Source organism: Burkholderia sp. BCC0405, assembly GCF_902833075.1.
Lineage (GTDB): Bacteria > Pseudomonadota > Gammaproteobacteria > Burkholderiales > Burkholderiaceae > Burkholderia.
In genome coordinates this window covers 13,232-29,465 of sequence record NZ_CADFEO010000008.1, presented here as the reverse complement: position 1 = coordinate 29,465, position 16,234 = coordinate 13,232, and the positions used below count along the sequence as shown (strand labels likewise).

Genomic DNA, 16,234 nt, shown 5'->3' with positions numbered 1-16,234 from the left:
TCCGTTACGTTGGGTTGCGTCGAGGTTTGCCAAGGAGCAAGCACTCCCATGCCGGGGAGCGGAGGAAAGCAGGGAGTGCACATGGATTAGCTCTTGCGGGGACGGCCGCGGCGACGGGGTTGATTGTCATCTTCGCCAATCTTGATGACTTCATGGATTTGAGGCTCGACGCCTTTTTGCTCCACTTCCTTGATCTCTACTTCGATGTTCCCGACATTCCAGTCCGTCTCCTGAGCTGCCCTGCGAACCAGATCATCGGTGGATGCCATCGCTTCTTTACGACGTTCAAGCGCCTGTTCATAGAGCACATCGTCATTGCGCTCCATCGTCGTGAAGAGACGATCATGCGTAATCGGCGTATCGAACTGGTAGCATTGGCCAATGAATTCCTTGCTCCGATCGATCTCGGAAACAGGGATCAGGCCGTACATCTTGTGCTGCTCAACGATGCGGATGTGATCCTCTCGGGTGCCTTGCGGGTAAACATTCTCCTGTCCGCCTGGACGGATCTTGGTTACCACGGGCTTCTTTGAGTTTTCGACCCAGTAGTGCAGTTCGTAATTGAACTTCGAGCAGTTCGCAATATAGAGGGGCATGACGTAGTTTTCCCTGTGAAGATCCCTGTGATAGATGCCTACGCCAACCCGCACAGGGAACGGGCTTTCGGCTGCGCAGCCTAGGCGTAGGACAAACAAAAAGCCCCGCTCGGGGCGGGGCTGAGTTGATCATATTTGGTCAGGCCATCGACAAGCCTTACCTATAGACACCAACCAATCTATTGGGTCTTTTGCGTTTTTCCTGACATTGCACGTCTTGCATAACCATTGGAGATTTTCCAAATAGTTGGACCCACCCAATGTCAGCGGCATCCAATGGTCGAGATTTTTGGGCGAGACTCTCAAATCGTCTTCGCAATTGGCGCAACGGAAGTTTTGCCTCTCCAAAAGCAAAGATGCCTGAGCTTTCGTATGGCTACCTTCTGCGCCTTTTTTTCGCGCTCTGCGGCGCCTCTCATTGATTCTGAACGATTCTGGATCGTCGGCCCTGAGAATGGCTCTCCGCTCATTCTCCCGAAGTCTGTTCGCCTGTTGCCACGCCGTTGCTGCGGCATCCTTGCGCGCTTTATTTTTCTTATAGTAAGCGGCATTCGCGGCAGAAATTCTTTCTTTGTTTCTTGCGGCATATTCTGCATATGCTCGCGCTTGGCATTGCCTGCATTCAGGTCTTAAACCATCCTTTGTACTGCGTTTTTTGGCGAAGTCCTGGACCCGCCTTTCGCTCTTGCAACTAGTGCATGTCTTGAACTGCTGTACAATGGCGTCAGCCATGGCCGTGATCCTCGCTTGATCAGGTTGTGGTTAGAGGCCCCGGACGATTCGCAGTCGCTCGGGGCCTCGCTCATTCTACTTCTGAATCACTGATATTGCACAGACAGAAGCGTGATCGCTTCCGGACGGATCGACCAACCCGACGTCGATCGCAGTTCCGACACGACGTCCACGGCACCCTTCGGAAGCGGGGCCGTGATTTCGGTCGGGGCTGCACGGTCGACGAGCTGCAACGCACAAGCCTGAAGGCCCGGCGTGAGCTCTGCGAACGCGTTGGTATTGATCTTGCCGCCCTTCGGCTTCTTCACTTCCGGCATGGAAATGACGATCATGTCCGTGCCGCCGGCGCCCTTGCCGATGAGGGTATCGTCCGCTCCCCACGTGATATCGTCTTCGTTCCATTCGAGCACGTCATCGACGAGACCGCGAGCCGACTTCGAGCCGGCGCCTTGACGCTGGTAGGTCGTGAGCTGCACGACGTCGTAACTGATCGATTCGAGAACGCGCTGCGGCATCGTGACGGCGAACTTCACACCCATGCCCATCTGATTTGTACGAACCTTGATCGCACCGAGCGTCTGTGCCAGGAAGAGTGCAAGCTGACCGTTGTCGTACGTGACAATGGTCGTGTTACCGCCTGAATCGGGCGGGAGGCTGACAGCCGTTGCTCCATTCGTATTCAACAAGCCTTCGCCATTAAGCGGATTCGCGCCATACAGAAGCAGATTCCGTTGCTGCTGGAATGTGCCTTGACGCATCGCCAGACGATGTGCTTCCGGCGTAGCAACACCCACACGGCCAAGAGCGGCCGTGTCGTGATGGTCATATTCAGCGCGCGTTTGGATGAGATACGTCGGCGTGCTGATTTCGTTGTAGACCACCGTGCAGCTCGGAAGCTGGTTCGGTGCGAACTGGCTGGTCGCGACTTCCGTGCGGACATCTAGACGCTTCGCATAAACCGCGAGATCGTCTTCGCCGAGACGAACGAGCGGATCGCCCGTTGCGATCAGGTCGAACGCACCCGATGCCTGTTGGTATTGCAGGATCAGTTCGGGAATCAGGTAATGCGGGCTGACCCGAATCTGTGCCGGTACGATATTGGCCATGTTTTCTCCTTAGATCTGGATAAGGGCCGCGTAACCTTGACGATTCCAGGTAGCTGCGCCGGTGAGGGAGTTGTACGAGACAGTCATGCTGTTGCCAGCGTTGATGTCGAGAATCTTGACGGGGAGTGCGCCGGTGCCGTAGTTCAGGACGATCGTGCCCGTCAGCGCGCCCGTCGCGATCGCACCCGAAGCGGCGGTGATCTGAATCGAGAAGTGCTGGTTATCGGTGAATGCCGAGACGGTTTGGTTGCCATTGACGAGCGCAGCGCCCGTACCCGTCACGCCGCTGATGTTGATCAGGTCACCCACCCCAGCAACCGGCGAGGCCGCAGCCATCACGATTGCAATGGTGTAGACGCCGCTCGAATACGATGATGTTGCCGATGTCACCGAGTAGGTAGCAGTTGATGCGTCGTACGGTTGCAGAACCTGGTTGTTGAAGTCCCATGACACGTTTTGCGTGATGAGACCGCCATTCAGCGACACGAGCGACGGATCCATTGCGACGGCGATGCGCGCACCCGAGCCCATACGGAAAAACGCTACCGATGCGCCGGGGTTGCCCGTAAGCGGAACCGGACTGGAGGGCGAGCCAACGAGGCTATATGCCTGATTGAATACCGTAAAACCAGTCGTGTTTGCTACCGAAGTTGCCTGCAAGATCGTGCCGCCCAGCGTGCGGTCATAGCCCGTGGACGGGGCGACGCTTTCCGAAATCGCCATACCACCCCACAGCGGGGAAGTGGCGCTTTGTGATACCGTGCCGGTCGCGAGTTCATTGCGGATTGCGGGGTCGTCCATAAATACACCTTGGACATACCCAGCGCTCTGTACGGAAAACGAGCCTTGAGCGTTCGTCGTCGCATACGGATTGAAGGGGACATTGAATGCCATTTTTACCTTCCAAAAATTGAAAAGCCCGCTCAGTGGCGGGCTTCAGAGTGGCGACGATGAGCTTTAATGGCTCTTCTGCATGTTGATTCGACCTTTCGCGCGAGGTGCCCGGAAGTCATCCATCCAGTCGCTCGGCTTACCATAAAACGTCGTCACGCGATGACCAGTACCGATGTCCTTCGTGACGGCACGCAGGCCGCCTTCTGCCGAGTTCACCGGATTGACGGCAGCGCCCATTGCGTCCGCGTAAATTGCGGCTTCGGCGATTTCGAACACGGCGGCATCAAGCTTCGACAGGTCAACGTCCTTCCATGCAGTGCTGTGCGATTTCATCGGTGCGGCTAGGCGTTTGCGGTACGACAGGAGGTCTTCACCATTCAGCGGGCGGTGTGCCGATTTGCCGAACGCGCTGTATACGCTGTCCGCCTTCGCTTGCGCATCAGCCATCGAGGCATAGTCGGCGTCATTCAGGGGCTTGGGTGTAAGCTGCGCTGTTTGCACAAGCAGCCGTTCTAGTTGCGCCACACGATCGAGCAGGGCGCTCTCGCGTTTTTCCGCGTCAGCCTTCGCTTCCTCTTCCTTGGCTTCAGCCTTCATCTTTTCGGCTTCGGCTTCTTTTTCTTTGGCCTTTTCATCTTCCGAATCGGCTTTCTTATCGGCAACTTTCATTTCTTCGACCGGCATTGCATCGGCTTTCTTGTCGTTCTTCTCGTTGTCGTACGAGTCCATGCGTTTGCACAGCGAATCGACAGCCGACATCAGCTTGTCCCAACGCTCGGCGTCCGCCTTGGCCTTTTCTTCTTCGGCATCGGCTTTCGCTTTTTCCTCGGCGTCGGCCTTGGCTTTCGCTTCGAGTTGTTCCTTCGCCTCGGCGTCCGCCTTGGCCTTACGCTCTTCTTCAGTCATCTCAGGTTCCTGAACGTTAGTGGTAGATACGCCAGTAGGCGGACCGCCCTTGTCCCACACGCCAACTTCGCAGATCGCGATGTGGTCGAGCAGTTTTGGGTTTCCCTCTATGAGACCCTTCTCGCCGTTGTCGAGGGTTACAACGGTGTTTTCCAACTTCGGATTTCGGAATACGACATTAGGCGACGTGGATAACTGCTCTTGCGACATGAGTGTCGCGGTCGCTTTGTCGTAGATTCGGACGATGGCCCATACTTCGTCGCCCTTGATGTATGGCAACATGACCGAGCCGACAGAACGCTTTTTGAACTCTTCCGAATTAAGATTCGAGTTCTCCGGATGGTCGACGATGACCGGCAGACCATTGCACCGCGCCAGGAATTCTTCGTTGAGATATTCCTCCGGCGGCCGGTAGACGTATTCCTCATCCTTCGATCGGTATGAGGTTCCCGTTCCCGTGATACGGATATCGAACAACCACATATTCACGAAGAATTGAGGCGACGAATATTCGCATGCGACCATCGCTCGCGCGAGATCCGTCTCCGTCATGTGCGCTTTGCGGATTGCCTTGAACGCTTCCGACTCAAGTACGAAGCGGCATCCAGGATGCAAAGGTTCTGGCCACAAGCCAAGCGGCGACCACAGAAACTCCGTGCTCTCATTACTCAGAGCGACATCGAACGGCCGGGATTCGTTGTAAAACGTCGTGAACTCGACCGAGCCATCATCAGACGTTCCCAATTCGACTAGCTTGTGCGGCTCGTAGCCGGTTTCTTCCTGCGTTTCTCGACGGGCGGCTTCTTCTGGCGTTTCACCGTCTTCAATGTGACCGCCTGCAAATGCCCATTCTCCGGAATGATCGCCGCCGTTGCCGCGACGCAAAAACAGGACATTGCCATCAGCGATAATCAGCGTTCCGGCTGCGTGAATCTTCTCGGAATCGGCTTTACTTTTTCCCGCAACGTTATAAGCAATGGCAGCAGCTTGGTCGGGATCTTTTCCGGCTCGGATTTCGGTGGCTATATTTGCGCTGATCGCCTCACGAGATGATCCTTGTTCGAGGGGCATGCGATGTACCAAAAGAAAAAGCCACCCGAAGGTGGCTTTGTGTGGATCGGCGAGATTTTATTTTTCTCGCGATTTATGAGCATTTTGATATTGTGTCGGAAGGCATGCCCTAGCTTTCATAAGGGCTTGCATGGATGGGGCTTGGGGCTTTCCGTTCTCGTCCATGCACTCGCCAATGAATATATCAAAATGTTTTGTTAGTATGCGTAATGCGTGCTCAGTAATATCAGACATGACCTTCTCCATAGTCGGGAAGGATCATGATACTCCCATCACTTTCTCATTGCTTGGATTTTGGCTCGCGCTTCGGCGAGAGATTCGCGACCCTTGATGGTCAGCATGTCGTCCGGCAATTCCCGGAGAGAGTAGAGATAGACGGCCGAGCACGAGCAATACACTTCCTCGGCTGGCTTGGTGATGTCGTCGTAATATCCAGCGGGTCCAGCCTTCATCAAGCCCTTCTGGAGAGCCCAGTTGCCGCGGATCACGTACACCTTCATATCACGTTCTTTGTGGTCGGGACGGAAGTGGTATCCCGGCCTGCGCCATTGCGAATGCCATTGCGCTGCAATCGCCCCGCCGTCTGTCGCGATGATCTCGTTCAGGCTGGAAACGAACTTCGCGCCCTGATCAATCATCACTCGCCGCTCAGTGAACGGCATCGACGTAAGCGGCTTTCGGATGTTCTCTTTGACGTCCTTGATGTCGATGGCTCGACTACCGCCAGCGGGAATGCTCGACGCCCACCCGGAGAATCGGCGCTCGACCTGATCCATCATCTGCTCGCGATTGAGCTTGATGAGGCTACGCGAGACCATCATGCGTCGATCAAGTTCGGTGCGCAGTTTCGGCTTGAGACGATCGACGGTGAAGCGTGCAATGCCTGGATGCTTCTTGATGATCTGGCCATCGTCGATCATCCGCTTGTAGACGCCGCTGAGAACGCGACGCAGTTCGTCATCTAATTTTGCTTCTGGGACGAGCGTGGCGGCAGCGGCTTTTCTTAGACGATCAATCCAGATTTGTAGATCTTCGACTGAGGTAAAGCCATTTACCTCAAAGTGGCGGATCGCTTCAGTGATCGTCTCGAAGAAAGTGGCCACTATTTACCTTTGCGTTTTACCTGCGCCTCAAGTTCTACGATTCGCTTGTGCCGCCCCTCAATCGCGCGGATGATGTACTCGGCATCACGCCCAAGGATCGGTCGATAGTGTGCGATTGCGCCGGTGATGAGGCTTGTCGGGATGCGATGGCCCGGCATTGTCGTCAACTCTTGAGTGACGCGCTCCATAGGGTCTGCGCTTAGACTCATTTTGATTCCCGGCGCTTTTCATCGATCCATGCGGCAAATTTGAATTCAAATGAGCTATGATCGGCACATTTTTCCTCAAAGCCATCTGAAAAGAATCGATTGCCCGGAGTCAATTCTTCGGCTACTGGGAACTCTTCTGGAAATTTCTCCAAAAGCATTCGCACAAAATCTGCCCCCAACACCAAAAGAACTGGATCCTTGTTCCCGAAGAAATCGCTTTGATCTACAGATCTTTCGGCATTTTGAATGCTAGTGGCACGAAGTTCGGAAATGGGTGAATATTGCTTTCTCGGATCGTACGAATTCATCTCTACCCCCTGTGATAGAAAGTTGCTCAAATGTTGTGCGGCCGCGGCTCACTTGGTTCTGGATCGGGTTGCGGTGGCTCATAATTCTCAAGATCCTCATAATCTAGAACAAGAGGATTGGGAAATAACCGCTTGGATTCGTTCATATTGTCCGCGAACCACTCGATGAGACGAGACTTATTCTTCGGATCAAGATCTGGCTTCACCACTTCTACTGCGGCGGTCATCGCTTCAAACTTTATTTTTTCGACCTTCACAAGCTCACTTTCTGGCTCTTCCATCAATGATGGCCAAGTTGCTTCATAGGCGTTCTTCCACTGATAGAATGCCGTCTCAAATTCGACATCTTTATATTCAGGAACCGTTGCCCTGATTGTCTCGAAGAATTCTGGCGTCCAGGCGAGACGCATGACGATATTGTCGAAGAATTGATAGAGCGGCTGAACAACTTCGCGTTCATGCTTGATGTAGCGAATCAGATCTTTCGCATCTTCTGTGCCTTCTCCGAATCCTTCGGCGTACGACTCGGAGTTGAGCAACTTGGCCGGCTGCGGAACCGCTGCGGCTACGTTCTCGAGGATATTCTTCCGCGCCGTCTTCAGTGCGCCATCAGCATTCAGCAGATTCAACGTTTCAATTGCTTCTTCCGGCGTAATGTTGATGACGTTGTTGGTCTGCGCTTCCTTCACAACATTGCGCTTGATGCCTTGCAGAACGGCCATCGCGCGATCTGCGATAGATCCGGCAGGTTTCATCTTCGCGACGATCACACCGACCTTGCGAGCGACCATATCGTCGGCAATCATCGTCTGCACGAACGACTTCAGCGGAAAGAGTGCCCGCTGGTAGGCCGATCGACCGGTGTAGCCATACGCCGAATTGGTGAACTCGATATACAGCGGCGCTTCGTTGAAGAACACAAGTGAGCGAGAAGGGTGATATGTCTGGCCGGCAGCGGTAATAACGGTTGGTTTTTGGAAGTCAGGCGCGTTCGGATCTTGATTGAGAACCAAGGAGCCCGCCGTGTTCAGCGGATCGAGCGCATTGAAGTACAGCTCCAGCTTTGCCAGATCTTCCGGTTTGATCGGCTTGTCTGTATCGACACCCTCAGCGCCAAACACAATAGCCGCAGCGCCGTAGATCTTGCTCAGCCGCCAAGTGTTGGCGATATAAGTGTCTGCGTTAATTTCTGCCCATTTTCGCTCAAAAGCCTCGCGAATTCGCTCTTCTGGACTATTCGGGATCGAGATTTTTCGCTTTTGCGACATCGCGATCTTGATCGGTTGGTCAACGATCTTGCCGCCAAGAGGATGGAAGGCGTATATCGTTTTGCACAACTGATACGATGGTTCTGCTCCCGGCAAGATATCATCGGCCATGAGCAGATCAGTCAAGGCCGACGACAGCGTTGAACCTTGGATTGTGATTTCTGCCATATGGGAAGATGTCGTCAGTTATAGGCCGTCGCTATCTCCGAGGCCAATTGCAATGCCATAGACGCCGGTGTCGTATAGGTCGTCTGCTTGATTTGGAATGCCTAACCGGTATCCAAAAAACTGGCTTAGGAAATGGTTTTGAGATCGCCCCTTGTATTCAACGATCTTGTTGTAAGCGTTCTCGCAAATCTTGACATCACCATGATGTACAAAATCGGATACGCCAGTTCCGCGGGCATCCTTGCTCATCGACGTCAATTTGCTGTCGATCGCCTCTGCTGGCCAGCCATTGCGAGTTGCGCGCTGGAGAAGCGTAATGCCGCTACCTTTGTCCTCCACGAAACACCCGGCGCTTCCCATCCGCGCACCAGTTAAGCTCGCTAGCTCCATAAGTCGAGACATGACAGATGGGAACCATTCGGCGATCAGGTCACTATCGATTTGCGTTATGTCCCAATCGAGAATGATTAATTTTTGGCCATAAAACTTATTGCGTGCGAAATAAGTGATAGCCGTGCCATCATTCTTATCTCCAGCCTTCAGAGCACTATCGAGCACCGCATACACATAATCACATTGGCGCGGCATCGAAACTGGTTGACCATCAACCAGCATGCTCTCGATCTTAAACAACGTGCCATCGAGCGGGCGAGGTAACTGCTGATATAGGGATGTCCAAGTACGGACATTCGCCTGAAATTGCGCCCAGTGCTTTTCCGTGAACCATTGCGGCCACAGGTATTCACCGATCTTTCGGCCGAGCGGATCGTTCTGGACTTCACAGCGTGCCTGCAAGCAGACAACCTCCCAGACGTTTCCGTCGCGGCACATGATCGGGCCGCTTTCACCTTTCCAGTCTTCGGGAAGAATGCGGCCAGCGAGATCATCTTCATGCCAGCGCGTCTGGATGATGACAACCCAACCGCCCGGAATCAGGCGCGTCTTCAGGTCGTCGTTATACGCGTCCCAAGTTTTGTCGCGGATCGTCGGCGAGTCAGCTTGTTCGCGACCCTTTACCGGGTCATCGATAATGATGCCGTTCGCACGGTTGCCAGTAACGCCGCCAAGAATCCCGGTTGCGATGTACTCGCTGCCATTCGTTAGCGAAAATTCTTGAGCTGCCGACGATTCGGTCGTCAACTCACAACCGTAAATTCCCTTGAACCGCTTCTGCTTGATGATCGAGCGGGTACGGCGCCCCATCTTGCGGGCGAGGTCATCGCCATAGCTGGCGAGAATGACCTTGCGATTCTTCTCCGCACCGAGATAGCGCGAGGGAAACACGACCGATGCGTAGGTCGACTTCGCGCTACCGGGCGGCATGAAGAACATGGCCCGACCGTGCGGCGTCTTGCTGACCCGCTCCATCGTCTCAAGAATGAGGCGGTGGTGCTGCGCCATCGTCGATTCGATGGGTTCGAAGAACTCCGTGTCTGGATCTTCGCCGGCGGGCTTGCCGGGGATCTCGATAGCTTGGGCGTAGGAGAGGACATCCTCTCTAGCTCTGCGGCGAATCCATAGTTCTTGCGCCGCTTGCTCCAATGTAGGCGGCGAGTTCGTCATCCGTCATTTCCTGGGCGGTTCGTGTTTCAATCGGGCCGCCATTTTTGCCCGTCACCTCAAGTTTCTGGGCAGCAACCAACCCATAAGCTTCGCGCTGCAGCCCAACCAATGTCTTGAGTGTGTCGGCTAACTTCTTCATGCTATCGATGCGACCAGCACTGGAAATGACCTTTTGGTAAATATCATTGCGTTTGTCTTGACCGCGATCATCTTCGCTGCGCAGAATCTCGCCCAATTCCTCGAACAACTCAAAATTATCGGTTTCATGCTCCAGTTCGGCCAGCAAGGACATGGCGAGAGTCCGGGCACGACCAATATCTTTACGCTGCCCAATCTCAATGGCGGCTACGGCTTCGCCATTCGCTGCAACGATCTCTTTCTCTGAGTACGCATCACTTCCAGTGCGTACCGCGCTGCGTACCAGCTCTCTGCGTACCAGCTCGTCAGCCTTAGCTCTGACTTTCCCAGCTAGATCGCGAGCCCAATCATCACGCTTTGCCCGCTTGCGGATTGCGCCTTCGGTTACACCCTGCGAGGCAGCGATTTCCCGGAGTGACAGAACGCCAGCTCGGTAATCTGCTTCAATGCGCTCCCAGTCTGGAGGAGCTTTCTTTTCTTGGGACATACCCTGTTGGGCGTCGGCCCTTTTCTAATTTACAAAATAGTTACAGGATCGGCGTCAATCCATAGTTGACCGCGACCCGAATGCTTCCGCCTGACAAGGCGTTATTGACCGACACTGATAGAATGCTTCCGGCAGTCGTGCTGCGAACTAGGAAGCCGGAACCAGTCTCTTGCGGAGTGGCAACTGTTGGAACCGTAGGTGCCGTAAAAGTAGCGGGAAGATATACGGGCAATTGTCCCAGCGTTCCCAATACGGAATCGGAAAACGTAACATTGACCATTCCGCCGCTCGTCATTGTTGCATTCGGCAATACTTCTACTAGAAGGCGGGTGATGTAATACCCCGGCGCTCCTGTGATTAGAATAATTGGCGTCGTTCCCTGGGCGGAATTAATTGTTGCCGAAGCGTATGCGTCACCAACCCACCGAGGCAAAATTACCCCATTCGATCCTATGACTTGATCGGTAACGTAGGGCGATCCATCCGTTGCCTGTGGCGGAGGTAATGGAACAGTCATGCGTTTACTCTATAGAATAAGTGCCGGTTTCCCGGCGTGCAGCGTTGCGCTGCGTGCGCCCCATGACGCCTGAGCAGGCGGGGCGGCGGTGATCTATTCAGTCTTTACGTGAATTTCAGCGTTTGCTGAAAGGCGATGTGGCTGTGAATTTTGCGGAGAAGCGGCTAGTTATCTCCGCATCCCTTGCGTCGATTTCCCGCCAGATTACGAAAACTTAGTCCGCTTGAACTTCAGATAATCTGCGCCTTCTTCGGCGTCCCAAAAGACCTTTATTAGGTCGGGATGAGTCGCCGGTAGATCGGGGTCGATGATTGTCACCGCACACGGCGATAGATGCTGATCACGTAATCCTTTCTCGCGAGCATATCGGTCATGGATTTTGTAGCTGGCGATCTGAATTGCATGCATCGTAATGCCGCTATCCGGATCTTTCAGAACCCCATAACCCGACGTGTGTTTGTGGCCACAAATCGCCACATGGTCGCGAACACCGAAGTGCAGGGCTTTCGTCGCGCCATGCACTGGGTTGTAGATGGAATGTCCTGAGAAATCGTGGCGCGCGTTGATGCGCACGCTCGCCTTATTCGGGAAGGAGAGTGCAAGACGTACCTCGCTATCCTGATACAGCGATCCGGCTTGCCCGACAATCCAGCGGATCGGATCACCAGTTCCGCTCCACGCGTCGTGATTTCCCCCAATCAGGTAGAGCCATGGCGTGTTTGTCAAGAACCATTCGGCAAGCTGCCATGCCTCAGCGGCGCTTGTGCTTTGCTCGCCATACAAACGGCCAAGGCGTCCAATCCAGTTGTTCGTAGTGTCGCCAATGTTGGCGCCATACAATCCTTCTACGGAACGGCACAACTCCATGTGGCGTTCGAGCAGCGCCAGATCGGTGCCATCATCATCGACGTGCGGATCGCCGAAATGAAGGATGCCAATCGGCCCAAGCACCTTGATCCTGACAGGGATCAGTTGGCGAGATTGTTCATGCCGAACTTTCTGCGCGTATTGCTGTTTGCGGCGCGCAAGCAATTCATCAACCGGGAGTAACGCAGGTTCAGGTTGCTCGATCGAAAAATCGGTTCCCTTCAAGCGCGAGCGCAGGGTACTCTCCGGAATACCCAATGCTCGCGCGGCAGGTCGAATGCCGCCATGAGCGGCTACGGCGTCAATAAGATCGGTCATAGTCACTCATGAGTTAAGTTTCGCGGCCCACTCTCCGCAGAATTCTTCGAGACCAATCAGCGGGAAGGCGCTGAAGTGGCCGCCGTCTTGCATATCAAGCACGATTTTGAGCGGATACCGACGGCACTCTTGGTAATCGTGCTTAGCGAAGCGATGCCGACAGGATTCGCATGTCTGCACGCGGTCCTCAACGATTGGAATCGTCTTTGCCTTGCGCGTAGCCATGGGGATTCCTGCGAATGGTTGCGGGAGCGAGAATCGAACTCGCTTGAAAGGCTTATGAGACCTTTGGGCTACCAATACCCCATACCCGCATTTGATCTGGAGCGAGCACTCGGATTTGAACCGAGGACCGACAGCTTGGAAGGCTGCGACTCTACCAACTGAGTTATGCTCGCGTATTACTCGTCAGCGAGAAGTTTCGATGCCTCGATAGCTGCACGTGCGATCAGTTTACCGATAATGACGGCACGATCCTTTTCCACACCCGCAGATACGCGATCAACGATGCTGGTCGTACCGAAAGGTCGTTCAAGCAGTTCCTTTGCAGCGGTTCGAGCCGCCTCAAGAATAATTTCTTGCTTGGTCTCGCAATTGATTTTCATCGCTATTCCCTGTTAAAGAAGGCTACCGCTCTCAACCCGCATGGCGCAGTGGCCCGCAATCGCGGCGCGCGGTTGACTCTGCATCACCTTCAGGTAAGCCGACCGCCCGTTGCCTGCGTCTGTCAGGCTGCGATGATCCCGGCGGCTAGGCGTTGCGCATAACAGACGCGGCACAATCCTTTGGCACCGGCTTACATGAAGAGGCTGCTTACGGCAGCCAATCGTTCCCTTTGCTTGCCGACTCTATTTAAGACCCGGGGCTCTTATCCCAAGAGAAGAGGGAGATTCGTAAACTGGCTTCGCACCAGCTCGCCGGCTTGCGTACCGGAGCTTTCCAAGGTGAGGGCGCTAAATCGGCCATTTCGCTATGATGGCAACGTGCTATATCCCGGCCTCTAGACTCTTCGGTTCAGGGTAATCGATTGAATCCACCCTCTAGACTACGCTCGCCATCGATGAGGCCCAGTGATGCATGGCAGGGCTCGCAAGCGCAGTCTGGAGGACCGATAGCCAAACAGACAGGGACACCGCCCATGCATCTGCCGCCATCCGACTTGGTAATTGGAGCGCCTCTCAGCGCGTCCATTCCCGCCCAGTGAGTCGACGGGCACTCCCACTTCAGCCGCTCCAATGCTTTCGCAAAGCTAACGGGGTCTCACATCGTAGAGAGCGGCCGGTGCTGATCTCCGGCATACAGGGCTCCGCGTCGCAGGTCATCGTCTACGGAATCGAACCGTCAAACACCCCGTCAGCCGACCACCACACCCGGCTGGCTCTCGCTGGACACGTTGGCGCATCAGCCTGCGCATTCGCTCTCACAACGAGGCGCTGTCTTTGCCAATCTTGCCGCTCCGGAGCGCTGCTAGATAGGTGCAGGATCCAAGGTGTACGGCCTTGGAGTAGTTCCCAGCGGTTTCCTCGTTGTGAGAGGCCTCGTTTCGTGAGGCAGACGGCTGCATGCAACAACTCAGTTCATGCAACACCCGTGCGGGGCTACCATGCAGCGCATGGCCGTGACTGACAGGAACAAACTTTCGAGCCCCACTAGCGGCGTTCCATGTCGCGTCATTCAAGACTCGACGCTTCCTCTTCACCTGGCCTCTGCTTCCGGTATGTTTGGTGCTTCCGGCACGGACTCGAACCCACAACCCGCTCCTTACAGGGGAGCCGCTCTACCTATTGATCTACGGAAGCGAAATGACTTGACTTATTAGAAAAGTCAAAATTTACATGTCCTCTGTCCATGGACAATGGATTGATGCGCGTGACGGGTTCGCGCGCTGGCCCTATCTTTGCCAGCCGGTTTCTTCCTGCGATGTCGGAATTATCCGAGATGGCAGGGCACTTCGTTCATTGTGGCGAGACTGATTGACCATTCCTTACAGCCCAGCGGCTGAACGGTTGGTTGGTCGTTATTGTCATCACTGCCGCTTGAATCAAGCTGATTGATCGCCTTTTCCAGCCGCGTAAGATCCGCATCCAAGCGCACGGAAAGCGCATGTTCCACTTGGAATGCGCCACGTACCACAAAAATCAGAGAAGCAAACGATGCGACCAGATAGGTAATCAGCGCGATCCAGAAAACTCGTTTCATTCCGACCATACCTCCGCCGCGCTATCGAGCCACCGTGACCAGAGCCAAGCCGCCCGAGCGGCCTCGTTCAGCCAAAGCGAAATAAGCTGATTCATGTTCACTTTTTCTGCCTGTATATAAACCGCTCATTCCAGCATATTCCGCCAGAATATTAGTCTTTTCGCGGTTGATTTAGCAGAATACTGCGGGTGTGTGGCGGCCCGAACCGAATCGAATCGAACGGTCACCGCGAATACCTTTCCGGGCTGCGCATCACCCATCGTCGGACTCCGCAGGCTGCCAAGGGGCCATGTTCATTTTTTGGCGATGTTCATTTCCCGTGAACGCTCAATGTCGAGTGAACAACGTCCGCGCTGCGATCTCTGGCGGAATGCCACTCGCATACAGCGTCAGCAGCCAATCAACCTCGGTATCCGCCCAGCGATACGGCAGTTCGATCATCCCGGATGCGTTCGCGTAGATCGCACACTCCAGCGCCCAGTCACTTACGGCTTCGGCGTTCACGGCGCAGCAATCCTTTTGCAATCACGCAGCAGCAGAACACAACCAGCATCGCGATCCCGATCAATACCTTACTGGATGGATGCATGGCGCCTCCGCTAATCTTGCTCAGGCTGGTCAAATAGCGCTTCTGCGGCCTTACGGGCGTCGCTCCAGGTCTCCGCCTCGCCGCGATCCATTCGGACGCGCTTGGCGGCCTCGCGGCGCTCTCGCGATTGCTTCGCCTCAAGGATCGCGAGGGGATCGCGATACATGTGGGAAGGCAGGGCGGTGGAGCGCATGGCGATTTGCAATGAAAAAGCCCCGCGCTTGGCGGGGCTTGTTTTGTCTGGGCGACGAATTCCAGACTTTCATAAATCATAGCAAATCTACGAAAAACTTCCGGTATTAAAGTATCCGGTTTTTACCGGACACCGTCCGAGTTCGGAAGCAATTCCATTGCCCAATCCCAGCATGCTGCCATTACATCTCCGAAGCGTTGGATGTCGCTTCTGCTACATCCATGTAGCATGACCCTGTCCTGCTCATCGAAATGCCAGTTGCTGCATCCATCCCATTTGACTTCGCCATGCAAATAGATTTCAGCCTCTTCTAGGTTTTGAACATCGTCACCGCCACCAGTTGATCCAGCCCTAACCCATAGAGGCCGCTCGTGATGTCCATTGTCGTCCCACCATTCCCAAGACATCACATGGTAAATTTTGAAGTCAACGCGATAGCTATGAACCTCAGCGACTGCCGTAAAATCCAATTCTGTGAAGTTCTTAACATGGCGGCCTAGTACTGTATCGATGATCATCATGTCTGTCCTTCACTGACAAAGCATTCGTTGGTAAGCGCGGTAGGTATCCTTGCGAAACTTCTTCACCATATCGTAGAACTGCGACTTTTCCATTTCCAACGCATCCATGATCAGTTTGGCAGGGCGGACTTGATGGAAGTAGAGTAGATAGAACGCCTGTTTCGGCTTACCTTCGGGCATCGCCAAGAGGGCAAGGTTGAAGTAGGACGCCGCCGCGCTCAACTCCGCATCCGGGCCACCATTCCCGTGATCTCGTCCTGGCGGCTCTCCGATTCTCGCAAGAATGCTCTGCGGAACCGGGGGAGCAAAGAGCTTGCGCGATCGATGCCAACCAACCCACTTGTAGACGAGTTCCTTGATGTGATCGTCCTCAGACTGAGCGATCCGCTTGCCGTCGTTCACAACATTCATGATTGCTCCGCAGAATAGCGTGAGCCCCGATCAACTAGCGATCTCGCGTCGCTTAGCACTGCATATTATA

At 54.4% G+C, this 16,234-nt stretch carries 19 protein-coding genes and 3 tRNA genes; all 22 read right to left on the bottom strand.

The window, feature by feature from the left end:
* Positions 1–86: 86 nt before the first annotated feature.
* Positions 87–596: a hypothetical protein gene (locus HWX36_RS15045; RefSeq protein ID WP_175952872.1), complete on the bottom strand. Its 510-nt coding sequence runs from the start codon at positions 594–596 to the stop codon at positions 87–89.
* A 129-nt stretch (positions 597–725) separates the two neighbouring features.
* Positions 726–1,328 (bottom strand): HNH endonuclease signature motif containing protein, encoded by a 603-nt coding sequence (locus tag HWX36_RS15040; RefSeq protein WP_175952871.1) that lies wholly within the window; start codon positions 1,326–1,328, stop codon positions 726–728.
* Positions 1,329–1,414: 86 nt separating this feature from the next.
* The gene (locus HWX36_RS15035; RefSeq protein ID WP_175952870.1) at positions 1,415–2,434 is read right to left on the bottom strand and encodes a DUF2184 domain-containing protein; all 1,020 of its coding nucleotides are present in this window, start codon (positions 2,432–2,434) and stop codon (positions 1,415–1,417) included.
* A gap of 9 nt (positions 2,435–2,443) precedes the next feature.
* Entirely contained in the window at positions 2,444–3,328 is an 885-nt protein-coding gene (locus HWX36_RS15030) for a hypothetical protein (RefSeq protein WP_175952869.1), read from the bottom strand.
* A gap of 63 nt (positions 3,329–3,391) precedes the next feature.
* Positions 3,392–5,305, bottom strand: coding sequence for an NUDIX domain-containing protein (locus HWX36_RS15025; RefSeq protein ID WP_175952868.1), 1,914 nt, complete (start codon positions 5,303–5,305; stop codon positions 3,392–3,394).
* 272 nt (positions 5,306–5,577) lie between these two features.
* A complete protein-coding gene (locus tag HWX36_RS15020; RefSeq protein ID WP_175952867.1) occupies positions 5,578–6,408 on the bottom strand; it encodes a hypothetical protein in 831 nt (276 codons plus the stop codon).
* Complete coding sequence (locus HWX36_RS15015; RefSeq protein WP_175952866.1) at positions 6,408–6,596, bottom strand: hypothetical protein; 189 nt, start codon at positions 6,594–6,596, stop codon at positions 6,408–6,410. The genes HWX36_RS15020 and HWX36_RS15015 overlap by 1 nt, the downstream gene beginning before the upstream one ends.
* 17 nt (positions 6,597–6,613) lie before the next feature.
* Complete coding sequence (locus HWX36_RS15010) at positions 6,614–6,925, bottom strand: hypothetical protein (protein WP_175952865.1); 312 nt, start codon at positions 6,923–6,925, stop codon at positions 6,614–6,616.
* A 26-nt stretch (positions 6,926–6,951) separates the two neighbouring features.
* Positions 6,952–8,361, bottom strand: coding sequence for a phage portal protein (locus HWX36_RS15005; protein ID WP_175952864.1), 1,410 nt, complete (start codon positions 8,359–8,361; stop codon positions 6,952–6,954).
* An 18-nt stretch (positions 8,362–8,379) separates the two neighbouring features.
* Positions 8,380–9,924 carry a terminase family protein gene (locus HWX36_RS15000; protein WP_175952863.1) on the bottom strand — a complete coding sequence of 515 codons (1,545 nt, stop codon included), beginning with the start codon at positions 9,922–9,924 and terminating at the stop codon, positions 8,380–8,382.
* Positions 9,860–10,549: a hypothetical protein gene (locus HWX36_RS14995; RefSeq protein WP_175952862.1), complete on the bottom strand. Its 690-nt coding sequence runs from the start codon at positions 10,547–10,549 to the stop codon at positions 9,860–9,862. The genes HWX36_RS15000 and HWX36_RS14995 overlap by 65 nt, the downstream gene beginning before the upstream one ends.
* Before the next feature lie 721 nt (positions 10,550–11,270).
* Positions 11,271–12,251 (bottom strand): hypothetical protein, encoded by a 981-nt coding sequence (locus HWX36_RS14990; protein ID WP_175952861.1) that lies wholly within the window; start codon positions 12,249–12,251, stop codon positions 11,271–11,273.
* 6 nt (positions 12,252–12,257) lie between these two features.
* The gene (locus HWX36_RS14985) at positions 12,258–12,476 is read right to left on the bottom strand and encodes a hypothetical protein (protein WP_175952860.1); all 219 of its coding nucleotides are present in this window, start codon (positions 12,474–12,476) and stop codon (positions 12,258–12,260) included.
* A gap of 15 nt (positions 12,477–12,491) precedes the next feature.
* A tRNA-Met gene (locus tag HWX36_RS14980) sits at positions 12,492–12,566 on the bottom strand.
* Between the two features lie 7 nt (positions 12,567–12,573).
* Positions 12,574–12,649 (bottom strand) — tRNA-Gly (locus HWX36_RS14975).
* Positions 12,650–12,652: 3 nt separating this feature from the next.
* Positions 12,653–12,856 (bottom strand): hypothetical protein, encoded by a 204-nt coding sequence (locus tag HWX36_RS14970; RefSeq protein ID WP_175952859.1) that lies wholly within the window; start codon positions 12,854–12,856, stop codon positions 12,653–12,655.
* Between the two features lie 1,117 nt (positions 12,857–13,973).
* A tRNA-Thr gene (locus tag HWX36_RS14965) sits at positions 13,974–14,050 on the bottom strand.
* A 130-nt stretch (positions 14,051–14,180) separates the two neighbouring features.
* A complete protein-coding gene (locus tag HWX36_RS14960) occupies positions 14,181–14,450 on the bottom strand; it encodes a hypothetical protein (RefSeq protein WP_175952858.1) in 270 nt (89 codons plus the stop codon).
* Between the two features lie 327 nt (positions 14,451–14,777).
* On the bottom strand, positions 14,778–14,954 hold the full coding sequence (locus HWX36_RS14955) for a hypothetical protein (protein WP_175952857.1): 177 nt from the start codon (positions 14,952–14,954) through the stop codon (positions 14,778–14,780).
* 95 nt (positions 14,955–15,049) lie between these two features.
* The gene (locus HWX36_RS14950; protein ID WP_175952833.1) at positions 15,050–15,232 is read right to left on the bottom strand and encodes a hypothetical protein; all 183 of its coding nucleotides are present in this window, start codon (positions 15,230–15,232) and stop codon (positions 15,050–15,052) included.
* A gap of 122 nt (positions 15,233–15,354) precedes the next feature.
* Positions 15,355–15,753 (bottom strand): hypothetical protein, encoded by a 399-nt coding sequence (locus HWX36_RS14945; protein WP_175952856.1) that lies wholly within the window; start codon positions 15,751–15,753, stop codon positions 15,355–15,357.
* A 9-nt stretch (positions 15,754–15,762) separates the two neighbouring features.
* A complete protein-coding gene (locus tag HWX36_RS14940) occupies positions 15,763–16,164 on the bottom strand; it encodes a hypothetical protein (protein ID WP_175952855.1) in 402 nt (133 codons plus the stop codon).
* Positions 16,165–16,234 lie beyond the last annotated feature (70 nt).

Bases quoted from the DNA above. Each gene is read 5' to 3' on its own strand.
- HWX36_RS15030 (WP_175952869.1), bottom strand. From the start codon at position 3,328: ATGGCATTCAATGTCCCCTTCAATCCGTATGCGACGACGAACGCTCAA.
- HWX36_RS14960 (WP_175952858.1), bottom strand. From the start codon at position 14,450: ATGAAACGAGTTTTCTGGATCGCGCTGATTACCTATCTGGTCGCATCG.
- HWX36_RS15005 (WP_175952864.1), bottom strand. From the start codon at position 8,361: ATGGCAGAAATCACAATCCAAGGTTCAACGCTGTCGTCGGCCTTGACT.
- HWX36_RS14970 (WP_175952859.1), bottom strand. From the start codon at position 12,856: ATGAAAATCAATTGCGAGACCAAGCAAGAAATTATTCTTGAGGCGGCT.
- HWX36_RS14940 (WP_175952855.1), bottom strand. From the start codon at position 16,164: ATGAATGTTGTGAACGACGGCAAGCGGATCGCTCAGTCTGAGGACGAT.
- HWX36_RS15025 (WP_175952868.1), bottom strand. From the start codon at position 5,305: ATGCCCCTCGAACAAGGATCATCTCGTGAGGCGATCAGCGCAAATATA.
- HWX36_RS14945 (WP_175952856.1), bottom strand. From the start codon at position 15,753: ATGATGATCATCGATACAGTACTAGGCCGCCATGTTAAGAACTTCACA.
- HWX36_RS15045 (WP_175952872.1), bottom strand. From the start codon at position 596: ATGCCCCTCTATATTGCGAACTGCTCGAAGTTCAATTACGAACTGCAC.
- HWX36_RS14985 (WP_175952860.1), bottom strand. From the start codon at position 12,476: ATGGCTACGCGCAAGGCAAAGACGATTCCAATCGTTGAGGACCGCGTG.
- HWX36_RS14950 (WP_175952833.1), bottom strand. From the start codon at position 15,232: ATGCGCTCCACCGCCCTGCCTTCCCACATGTATCGCGATCCCCTCGCG.
- HWX36_RS15040 (WP_175952871.1), bottom strand. From the start codon at position 1,328: ATGGCTGACGCCATTGTACAGCAGTTCAAGACATGCACTAGTTGCAAG.
- HWX36_RS14990 (WP_175952861.1), bottom strand. From the start codon at position 12,251: ATGACCGATCTTATTGACGCCGTAGCCGCTCATGGCGGCATTCGACCT.
- HWX36_RS15015 (WP_175952866.1), bottom strand. From the start codon at position 6,596: ATGGAGCGCGTCACTCAAGAGTTGACGACAATGCCGGGCCATCGCATC.
- HWX36_RS15035 (WP_175952870.1), bottom strand. From the start codon at position 2,434: ATGGCCAATATCGTACCGGCACAGATTCGGGTCAGCCCGCATTACCTG.
- HWX36_RS15010 (WP_175952865.1), bottom strand. From the start codon at position 6,925: ATGAATTCGTACGATCCGAGAAAGCAATATTCACCCATTTCCGAACTT.
- HWX36_RS14995 (WP_175952862.1), bottom strand. From the start codon at position 10,549: ATGTCCCAAGAAAAGAAAGCTCCTCCAGACTGGGAGCGCATTGAAGCA.
- HWX36_RS15000 (WP_175952863.1), bottom strand. From the start codon at position 9,924: ATGACGAACTCGCCGCCTACATTGGAGCAAGCGGCGCAAGAACTATGG.